A 10249-nucleotide genomic window follows, 5' to 3' on the forward strand; every position below is an offset into this window, starting at 1 on the left:
TAACGGTCAAAGGGGGTATCCCCAAATTTAACTTTTGAGATACCCCCTCCTATGTAGTTTACCTTTTTAAGCTTTTTAAGTCGTCTGCAGCTTCTCTCGTTGCCTTTACAATTTCTTCGGAGCTTTCTTTTAAATGCGAGGCGGTTTCTCCAATTATTTTAACATCTCTTGAAATGTCTCTTACTACAGACGATACTTCATTAGCAGTTGCTCTAACTTGGTCTACGATCTGTTCACGGTTGTCTCTAACAAATTGAACGGCGTTCCCCGTTTCTTCCTTAAGCTTTCGCAGTTCAGCCAACATTTTTGTTCTCCATTCTTTTTTGGCTAAAACAATGGAAATCAAAATCACACCAAAGATCCAAATCAATTTTAAAGAATTGGTTTTTTTCTGCTCCATTTTGCTCCTCCTCATATCTGTCTTATCGTTATTTTACCAAGAAAGATAGGGAAAAGGAAAGATTGGGAATACTTTTTTATGAATGATTAATCATTCATTTCTGAAGAAAAATAAATCTCCTTCTTCTTTCACACTAACTTGTTCTAGTTCTAGTAGTAAATCAAGATGACCAAATGTTTCTGAGAATGTTAAATCTGGTTGCTTTAGATGCTTTTCCTTGAATAAATCAAAACTAATCTCACTTGCCGTCACTTTTTTCGTAGAAATAATCTCTTTTATTATATGAGCCCTTCTCATATGCCCCGCAAGTCTTTGATCGACTAAAGACTTCACATCTTTTACCACTTCTCCATGTCCAGGTAAAAGAAGATTTAAATCTAGTTCCTTTACTAACTTTAATGAGTCTCGATATTGCAGTAACGTTTTTGGCCTTTCTTCCCCATTCATAGGCGCTTCTAGTAAAGCATTTGACGAAATAGAAGCTAATAGCACATCTGCCCCTATCGCTAAACGATCATGTTCACGTACAATCATGATATGGTTTTGAGCATGACCTGGCACTTCCTTTACTTTCCACCCTGGTAATCCTGGTACCCCATCCCCGTGTTTAACAATAACGTCCAGTTCTGCGGGTTCAATGAAGTTCATATATGTTTGACTAGACTTTTCAATTTCTGTGAGTAATTCATTTGGCAGACCATTCTTTATATAGAGATCTTTAAGATACTTTCTGCATTTTCTAAAAAAAACTTGATCCTTCTTTAACCAAGGCTGCAAGAAATTATGGCCAATTAGCGTTGAATGTTTAAATAAACTCGCCAGTCCAATGTGATCTGGGTGATGATGAGTCAAAATAACCTGCTCTATATCATCTATTTTATAACCTAGAATATGAAGCTGTTGCATTAACTCCCTTTTTCCTTCTTTTGTAAGAGGCCCAGTATCTACTAGAGTAAGAGACTTTCCACAAATTAAATATACATGTACAGGGCCTACTTGGAACGGAGTTGGAATCGTTATTTGATGAATACTTTCTGCACAAACAGTCAATGTATTAACCTCCTTACTTTTAGCAACTAATACTAGTTATTTCAAAAAAAAAAAGAGTACGCCTATATTTCTATAACAACATAATAGACATTCTCTTATCAATTACTAATTATATGCTTGTGTTAAGAAATCATCTGTTTCTAACTTTTCAAAGCCTTCGTGGCTAGTTTTTTTAAGTTCATTTAATTCGCTTGCTAAGCGATCTAACTTCTTCTGCATTTCTTCAATCATTTTTTTCTCTGAAACTGTCATATGATTCCCTCTCCTTTTTTTGTGGTCAAGTGATTGAGCAGTCGCTCACTTTTTATCTATTATTCAACTGCAACTATTTTTTAATGTTAAAAATATTCTAACAATATTATCTGCAGTTGTAAATAGCTTTTTTAAATCTTTTAAACTTTATGGTAACTACTGAGTTATACACAAAGTTATCAACATAACTGTGTATAACTTTGTGTATAATGTGCATAACTTCTATTTTGTTGTGTATAAATTGTTTATTATCTTTCTTATTATTTTCTATTTTATTCGACAAACTCTAACAATATTCTTTTAGTCGAAAAATTGTAACAATTCTATCTTTATTTTTGTATATACTTGTTGATATAATAGTTGTAGCAACAAAATAAATTATAGGTGGGGTTATCATGCGAAGACAATCCACATCATTTGAAGAACTTGTATTAGAAAATAAAAAACAATTATTAAATGACCCCGAGGCATTGGCAGAAATTGAAGATCGAATTGATGAAAGATCTTCGAATAATCAGGAAAAAGATACAAAATAAAAAGAGCGAGATTACCATATTAGGTATCTCGCTCTTTTTATTTTCTAATTATCCCCCATTTATATATTTCTTAAATTGGAAAATTAAACGAATAGAACCAATATAATAACGCACAGTAATAGCATGGAAAAGAAGTTTATACATATAAAACCGTGTGAAAGGAAGTAAATGATGGATAATGTTATGCTTGCGCGAATGATATTTGGTACTTCTATTGCCTTTCATATTATTTTCGCGACATTAGGTGTAGGAATTACATTAATGATTTTAGTTGCCGAAATTATGAGGATTATCCGGAAAGATGAAGATTATGGAACACTCGCAAAACGCTGGACGAAAGGTGTAGCGATTTTGTTAGGGGTAGCCATACCATCTGGTACGATTGTAGCGGTCATGTTAAGTCTTCTTTGGCCGGGCTTTATGGAAATTGTGGGACAAGTTATTGCACTTCCGTTTCAAGTTGAGATTTTTGCCTTCTTCTTAGAAGCTCTCTTTCTTTCTATATATATATATGCAGCAGATCGCCTTTCACCAACTATGAGAATTGTGAGTGTGTTTTTTGTTGCCCTCGGAGCGACTGCATCTGCTGTCTTAATTACAAATGCACATGCATGGATGAATACTCCTAGAGGGTTCGATTTAGTAAATGGCCAAGTCACTAACGTTAACCCACTTGCAGCTGTAAACAACCCTAGCTTCTATGTTACTTCTTTACATGTCGTCGGAAGTGCATATATGACTGGTGCATTTGTACTTGCTTCTGTTGCAGCCTACAAACTATTTCGTGGTGGTCTCACAGAACGTGAAGTAACTTATCATCGCAAAGGATTAACTCTTTCCCTTGCCATTGGTCTTATTATGTCTGTGTATACGATGAACAACGGACACGATACAGCGATTATGCTTCATGAGCACATACCTGTAAAACTGGCTGCAGCAGAAGGCTTATTTGAAACGCAAGCAAACGCCCCACTGGCGATCCTGGGAACACCCGACCCAGAAGCCGGTAGAGTAATTGGTGGGATTGAAATTCCTGGTATGCTTAGCTGGCTTGCTACAGGGTCTACTGATGGAGTAGTACGAGGATTGTATGACTATCCACAGGATGAGTGGCCTCCTTTATTTGTCCATACTTTGTTTAACGTGATGGTTGGAATTGGATCTGCTCTCTTTGGCTTAGCTGTGATCTTTTGGGTGTTGTGGTTTTTTAGAAGAAAAACGAAAAAGCCATATCCTAAATGGCTGCTTGCTGGCTTGGTTGCCTCTGGCCCACTTGCGATGATTGGTATAGAAACAGGGTGGATTTTCAGTTGTACAGGAAGACAACCTTGGACAATTTATGGCATTCAAAGAACTTCGGAGGCAGCTACGAATTCTGGCAACTTAGGAATGCTTTTCTTTCTTTTTGTTTCTCTCTACCTCGTGCTTCTTGTTTTAACTGGACTAGTTATGCACTACTACTTTAACCGAAACCCTGTTTCAAAAGAATTACAAATAATGTCTTAAATTAAAGAGGGGATTTATTATGCAGGATGTTTATATTGCGATCATCATTTTATGGGCATTCCTTTTCATTTATGCCATTGCTGGTTCAATCGATTTTGGAGCCGGCTTTTGGGCAATGTATTATAGGAAAAGAACAGACACAAAAGCCGCTTCCATTGCTAATCGTTATCTATCACCCTCTTGGGAAGTGACAAATGTATTCCTTGTATTACTAGTTGTCGCCTTAGTAAGCTTTTTCCCTGGTGCTGCTGCTACATTAGGAACATTAATGATTGTCCCTTTTTGTTTGGTACTATTTCTTCTCACGATCCGCAGTGCCTTTATGGTTTACTCTTATTCGGTTCAGAAATATACAAATATGCTTGTGATTATATCTGGGGTTACTGGATTACTCATACCAGCCTTACTCATTAGTATTTTGCCAGCTGCAATAGGAGGATTTATCGAGGTGGTAGGCGACAGACAGTACGTGCTTATCGATCAGTTATTTACAAGCCCTACATTTTACACTCACCTTGGATTTGGACTAAGTACAGAGCTATTTTTATCAGCTTTGCTATTAAGTGACTATGCAAAAGAGGCAGGTTCAGAAGAAACGTATCACGTCTATAGACGTAATGCGATTATTCTTGGACCGATCACTCTTTCTTTTGCTGTAGGTGCCATTTTAACACTCATCCCCGAAGCTTTTTGGATGTTTGAAAATATGGCGAATGAATGGCTATTGTTTACATTATCTCTATTAGCATTTTCTATTGGATATAGCGCTCTTTGGTGGCCTACAAAAAAGTTTAAGATAGGTAGACCAAGGGTAGCTGTGCTTTTGATTGCTCTACAGTTTGGTCTGGCTAGCTTTGCTTATGGCTCAGCTCATATGCCCTATTTCTTATATCCTGACGTTACCATTTATGATGCCTTCACAAATGAAGTTATGTTTCGCTTACTCTTAATTGGCTATGGTGTTGGAATGGCCATATTAGTTCCAGTATTCATTTGGTTCTGGCGTCTATTTATGAAGGATAAGAGGTATTTAAAGCAGGATACAACACATTAAAAGCGGCTGTGTCAAAGGTCCGTTCTTTGACCTTTGACACAGCCATTTTATTATTTATCTTTCGTTAATTCCATAAATTCATCTACATCGACTAAAATTAAATCAATAGCCTCTTGCCAAAACTCTGCACTCGTTAGATCGACACCAAGATGCTTCTTTGCTAAATCTTCCACTGTCATACTAGCAGTATCCTTAAGCAAGGCAATATAGTCATCCTCAAAAGACCTCTCAGCTTCAAGAGCTTTTTTATAAATGCCCAAGCTAAATAAAAAGCCAAATGTGTAAGGGAAATTATAAAATGGCACGCCAGTAATATGGAAATGAAGCTTTGATGCCCAGAACGTTGGAGAATACGTAGCTAATTGATTCCCATATGCCTCTTTCTGCGCCTCTTCCATTAATGAATTCAACTCTTCAACTGATAATAACTTTTCCTTACGAGCTTCGTAGAATCTTGTTTCAAATAAAAATCTAGCATGAATATTCATAAAGAAAGCAAGCGAACGTGAGATCTTATTTTCGAGTAATGATAACTTCACATCTTCCGTCTGTGCCTCTTTCACTAACGCATCAGCAATAATCGTTTCGGCAAATGTTGATGCTGTTTCTGCAACATTCATCGCATATCGTTGCGCAAGAGGATCCATGTCTTTTAAGCAGTGACTGTGGTAGGCGTGACCTAACTCATGGGCAAGTGTTGCTACATTTGCCATTGTTCCATCATACGTCATGAAAATACGTGATTGTTTTGATAGTGGAAATGATGTACAAAAACCACCTGGACGTTTTCCTGCACGGTCCTCTGCTTCGATCCAGCCATCGCGAAGGGCACCTTCTGTAAATGAAGCAAGCTTTGGACTAAATGGTTTGAAGTGTCTAATAATTAAATCACATGCTTCTTCATATGAAATCGTCGTATCCCCTTCTACTGAAAGAGGGGCATGAACATCGTGCAGAGCTAATTTGTTAACACCTAGCAACTGTGCCTTTCGTTCTATAAATCTATAAAATTTCGGTTTGTTTTCGGTAATTGTTGACCACATCGCATCAAGCGTTTCTTCTTTCATACGATTTATAGCAAGTGGTTCTTTCAACACGTTGTCCCAGCCGCGCGCTCCGTATAAATTTAAACGGAAACCGGCTAAATGGTTTAACGTTGACGCAAATAAATCAGCTTCTTTTTGCCATGCTTTCTCTGAAGCTTCTGCAGCGCATTCACGTACTAAACGATCGGAACTATTTAGACGATTTTGTAGTTGTCCTGCTGAAAGCAACTTCTCTTTTCCATCCTCTTCAAAAGGAATTTGCATCCTTCCAACCGCAGCGTTATACACATTCCCCCAAGCATGGTATCCGTCCATAGCAAGCTGTGCAGCAAGCTTTTCTTCATTCGGCAATAACTTTTCTTTCACTTGCATGCGGCGTTCTTCAAGATTAAACGTAACCCCTGATAGTGAAGGTCGTGAAATGAAATCACTCCATTGTTCTACAGAAAGTCCTCCTAAAAAGTCTTCAATCATCCCCCAAATGTTTTGTAACTTCGTTGCTTGTTCGGTCATCTTTCCTAGCCAAAGTGTCGCTTCCTTATCTTTGACATCTTGAGCTGTTAAACAACTAACAAATGCACTAGCTTGCCTAGTTCTTTGCATTTGCAACTGAATATTATGTATAGCATTTTCAAGTTGATCTAATGTTACCTCATCACCTATTGATTCAGCTAAATCCGCTAGCAAATGATCCGTTTCTCTTACAAACTGTATAAACTCCTCAGACTTGCTCCCACCTTTAAAAATTGAATCCAAATCCCATACCTCTGGATATCTCATTGCTCCATCCCCCTCCAATATTTCGATTTCCGTAATAACAGTTTATCAGAAAATTAATAAAATTCCATGTGTTATTGTTTAGCTATAATGTTTTTTCAACCAGTTGTTTTGATCTATAATAGAAGTAAGATCAATTGATAAAGGTGTTGAAGATATGAAATTAGACACGACTGATAAACGAATTTTAGAACTTTTAACAGTAAATGGCCGTATGTCTTATGTAGACATCGCTAAAGAACTTGGACTATCTCGAGTAGCCATCCGTGAACGAATAAATCAATTAATGGAGGAAGAAGTGATAGAAAAGTTTAGTGTTGTGATTAATTCTGATAAAGTTGGAAAGAAGGTCTCTGCCTTTTTTGAAGTCGACTGTGAACCTACATCGCTTGTTTCTGTCGCCGAAACTTTAGCAGAAAATCCAAAAGTAGCTAGCTGCTACCAAATGACAGGCCCAAGCACATTACATATGCACGTTCTCGTAGAAGATTTTGATCAACTTGAGCACTTTATCAATGAAGAACTCTATGCACTTAAGGGAATTTCAAGAGTGGAGAGTCATATTTTGTTAAGACGATTTAAAAGTCGGAGTGGCATGAAGCTATAGTTTTCATTAACGCAAAAAAATTCAAGGTGGGCACTTGGACCACCTTGAATTTTCAACTAAGAGCTCGCTCACCAAACTGCTATATGTCCGCCAGTTCTTGATTCTGTGCCACCCATTAACACTCCACTTTTTGGGTCTCATTTTCCCTCTACCAAACTGACCTCCTACTAATTCCATTTTTATGTCATGCCCTCTTCTTGCAAGCTCTTCAGCTATATGCGGAGCTAAATGGCATTGGATGTAAATCTTTTTTCCTTCAGACCACATCCAGCGCGTGGCATCTAGTGCTGCTTGTGGATTTAAACAAAAGTCAATCGTATTTATAGCTACTTGAATTATTTCACTTTTCGTTCAAGTAAGTGAAACGACAAATCGAAACATTACGTATTATTAATATGATAACTGAAGGAGGTAATTCCTATGGGGAAAAGAGGATGTATTAAGTGTGGCCATACAGAAGCGAAAACGAAAGAAATTGCCACAACAGGAACAGGACTTTCGAAAATGTTTGATATTCAACATAATAAGTTTCGGGTAGTGTATTGTACAAATTGTGGATACTCTGAATTTTATAACAGTCAGACATCAACAGCATCCAATGTGATTGACTTTTTCTTTGGAGGGTAAACCAAAAAGAAGCTTAAAAATAGCAATAACTCCACACAAGGCAAGACTCCTATTTAAAAACTACTCACTGAAGGCTTAAAAAAATTGCAACGGTTCCGCTCATTGCATAGAAGTCAATGAAAAAGGAAAAAGCACCCTTTTTCAGCTAAGTAGTACCTATAACGTGGAGAAAATCTAAAATCGCAACCCAAATAACATACGATTTCGTAACATAAATAACTAGGCAAATAACAATACAAACAGCATCAAAAAGCTTGAGAGAATTTAAAACCCTCAAGCTTTTTTTCTTTAATGTAATGTACTTATAAATTTAAAGCTCCCGATTCTAAAAGTTCATTTAACGCTGACGCTAAAGCGAATTTGATAAATAAGCGGAGAAATTCCCCTTAATTAGGAAATAGCACTGAAAATTGTTTAAATACCGTCTCTAGTCTGCAGTCTAACAGAAAAATTTCCGCTTATTGGCTCTCTTCATACCTCATATTTAAGTTGATTTTCCCTATTTTAATATTGGAACAATCCTCCATCGTTAGTTGGAGAATTGAACTTTCACACATAAACATATAAATCCTTAATTTTTACTCGAAACAGATTAAATCACAAAATAACAAGTAAAATAGCTCCCTCTTTTACACGATGACAACAGCCATTGTCAAGATGTCATTCGGGGTGCTATTTTCTATGTTATTATGAGTCACATTTCTATAAAACGTTGATATATCAACAATATAAGGTATGCGAATTCGAATGCTATTTGCAGTGTTTCTCCACGGAAACGGAACTACTTATTTCTCAGCGCCTTCCTTATTTCGCTTCTTGACCTAGGACGCGGTTGACGCGCTTACGTAACATATCCATTCCACTTCCCCCAGCTTGGAAATGTCTAAGCTTGCCTTCAGCATCAAATACATAATATGCAGGTACGTATTTGTTTTCAAAAGCATCGGTTAGCTTATGTTCACTGTCAACAAATGTTGGTTGAATGATATCATGTCCTTGCGCCATAGCTTCTATTACAGACATATCCAAATCCTTTTCAGAACGAGGCATATGTACTGCGATTACATTAAGCTCATCCTCGTATTCATCACGAAATTCGTTGATTTCTGGCATAGCTTCTTTACACAAACCACAACTTACAGACCAGAAATGAATCAGTGTTGCTTTCCCACTCTCAAGCAATTCGTCTTTTGTCACCTCTCCATTTAACCATGCTGTAGCACCTGTTAATTCTGGCATTTCTTCACGTAGTTTCATAAATTCCACTCCAATTCATCTCTATTTTATATATCAAATCTATTAATTATCATTCACATGTTGCGATGGCTCCACTCTCCGTGCGCCTTTTAGAAGAAACCCACTTCTAAAAGGCTTAAAACATTACGGCGGCTCCGCTCATGCTCCAAGTTTTACATAATGAGGAAATTACTCTCACCTAAATAGTGCGAACATATTGCGATGGCTTCACTCGCCGTGCGCTTTTTAGAAGAAACCCACTTCTAAAAGGCTTAAAGCATTACGGCGGATCCGTTTATGCTCCAAGTTTTACATAATGAGGAAATTACTCTCACCTAAATAGTGCGAACATGTTGCGATGGCTTCACTCGCCGTGCGCCTTTTAGAAGAAACCCACTTCTAAAAGGCTTAAAACATTACGGCGGCTCCGCTCATCGCTTAGATCGTATACATAAAGGTAAAAACACACCTTTATGTATACGATCTATAGTGTTTTTTGTCCTGGCTTCCAGTTAGCTGGGCAAAGACCACCCGTTTGCAACGCTTGTAGAACTCTTAATGTCTCATCTACATCGCGACCAATGTTGTTATGGTTAACAACGGAGTACATCAATTCACCTGCTGGACTAATGATAAATAAGCCACGAAGAGCTACTCCTTCCTCTTCAACTAATACACCATACTCACGAGATACAACATGATTTGTATCTGCAGCTAATGGATAAGCTAACTCTCCAAGTCCATTCTCATCTCTTGCAGTATTAATCCACGCCTTATGTGTATGAATTGTGTCTGTTGAGACACCAATAACTTCCGCATCTAAATCCTCAAACTCATCAAAACGATCACTTAAGGAAGTAATTTCAGTCGGACATACAAATGTGAAATCCATTGGATAAAAGAAAAGAACTGTCCATTTATCATTTTTCATGTTTTCTTCTAAACTTACCTTTGAAAATTCTTTATTAGGCATTACTGCATTCATTTCAAATCGAGGTGCTTGTTTAGCCACCATTCTTCTGTCTGTCATCTATAACAACTCCTTTTTTATAATAATTATCAACTAATTACGTTTATCATTGTATCCAAACTATCTTACTATGTCAACAATAAACGATAATAATTTTAAAGAAAGAATAATCATTAACAACACGAACA

12 protein-coding genes are annotated in these 10249 nt (G+C 37.2%); 5 read left to right on the forward strand and 7 right to left on the reverse strand.

Going from position 1 to position 10249, the window contains the following annotated elements; all coding sequences use genetic code 11:
* Positions 1-58 precede the first annotated feature (58 nt).
* The 3 genes from MF646_RS19720 to MF646_RS19730 form a co-directional block, all read right to left on the reverse strand.
* Positions 59-400: a methyl-accepting chemotaxis domain-containing protein gene (locus MF646_RS19720; protein WP_250098211.1), complete on the reverse strand. Its 342-nt coding sequence runs from the start codon at positions 398-400 to the stop codon at positions 59-61.
* Positions 401-490: 90 nt separating this feature from the next.
* Positions 491-1450, reverse strand: coding sequence for an MBL fold metallo-hydrolase (locus MF646_RS19725; RefSeq protein ID WP_250098212.1), 960 nt, complete (start codon positions 1448-1450; stop codon positions 491-493).
* Between the two features lie 105 nt (positions 1451-1555).
* On the reverse strand, positions 1556-1702 hold the full coding sequence (locus MF646_RS19730; protein ID WP_250098213.1) for a hypothetical protein: 147 nt from the start codon (positions 1700-1702) through the stop codon (positions 1556-1558).
* Between the two features lie 395 nt (positions 1703-2097).
* Between MF646_RS19730 and MF646_RS19735 the strand changes: the two genes are divergently transcribed.
* The 3 genes from MF646_RS19735 (at position 2098) to MF646_RS19745 (ending at position 4798) form a co-directional block, all read left to right on the forward strand.
* Complete coding sequence (locus MF646_RS19735; RefSeq protein ID WP_250098214.1) at positions 2098-2238, forward strand: FbpB family small basic protein; 141 nt, start codon at positions 2098-2100, stop codon at positions 2236-2238.
* Positions 2239-2409: 171 nt separating this feature from the next.
* Complete coding sequence (locus MF646_RS19740; RefSeq protein ID WP_250098215.1) at positions 2410-3744, forward strand: cytochrome ubiquinol oxidase subunit I; 1335 nt, start codon at positions 2410-2412, stop codon at positions 3742-3744.
* Between the two features lie 19 nt (positions 3745-3763).
* Positions 3764-4798 (forward strand): cytochrome d ubiquinol oxidase subunit II, encoded by a 1035-nt coding sequence (locus tag MF646_RS19745; RefSeq protein ID WP_250098216.1) that lies wholly within the window; start codon positions 3764-3766, stop codon positions 4796-4798.
* A 50-nt stretch (positions 4799-4848) separates the two neighbouring features.
* Here MF646_RS19745 and MF646_RS19750 read toward each other — a convergent pair whose 3' ends face one another.
* Positions 4849-6624 carry a M3 family oligoendopeptidase gene (locus MF646_RS19750; RefSeq protein WP_250098217.1) on the reverse strand — a complete coding sequence of 592 codons (1776 nt, stop codon included), beginning with the start codon at positions 6622-6624 and terminating at the stop codon, positions 4849-4851.
* Between the two features lie 154 nt (positions 6625-6778).
* Here MF646_RS19750 and MF646_RS19755 point away from each other — a divergent pair, with 154 nt between their 5' ends.
* Positions 6779-7228 (forward strand): Lrp/AsnC family transcriptional regulator, encoded by a 450-nt coding sequence (locus MF646_RS19755; protein WP_250098218.1) that lies wholly within the window; start codon positions 6779-6781, stop codon positions 7226-7228.
* A 21-nt stretch (positions 7229-7249) separates the two neighbouring features.
* Here the strand turns inward: MF646_RS19755 and MF646_RS19760 are convergent, their stop codons facing one another.
* Entirely contained in the window at positions 7250-7567 is a 318-nt protein-coding gene (locus MF646_RS19760; protein WP_338035518.1) for a gamma-glutamyltransferase, read from the reverse strand.
* 81 nt (positions 7568-7648) lie between these two features.
* Here MF646_RS19760 and MF646_RS19765 point away from each other — a divergent pair, with 81 nt between their 5' ends.
* Positions 7649-7855, forward strand: coding sequence for a zinc ribbon domain-containing protein (locus tag MF646_RS19765; RefSeq protein ID WP_250098219.1), 207 nt, complete (start codon positions 7649-7651; stop codon positions 7853-7855).
* A gap of 804 nt (positions 7856-8659) precedes the next feature.
* Here the strand turns inward: MF646_RS19765 and MF646_RS19770 are convergent.
* Both MF646_RS19770 and MF646_RS19775 read right to left on the reverse strand, forming a co-directional pair.
* Complete coding sequence (locus tag MF646_RS19770; RefSeq protein WP_250098220.1) at positions 8660-9112, reverse strand: TlpA family protein disulfide reductase; 453 nt, start codon at positions 9110-9112, stop codon at positions 8660-8662.
* A gap of 463 nt (positions 9113-9575) precedes the next feature.
* Entirely contained in the window at positions 9576-10121 is a 546-nt protein-coding gene (locus MF646_RS19775; RefSeq protein WP_250098221.1) for a peroxiredoxin, read from the reverse strand.
* Positions 10122-10249: the final 128 nt, after the last annotated feature.

The sequence above is a fragment of the Halalkalibacter alkaliphilus genome, assembly GCF_023555415.1.
GTDB classification, from domain to species: Bacteria; Bacillota; Bacilli; order Bacillales; family Bacillaceae_D; genus Halalkalibacter; species Halalkalibacter alkaliphilus.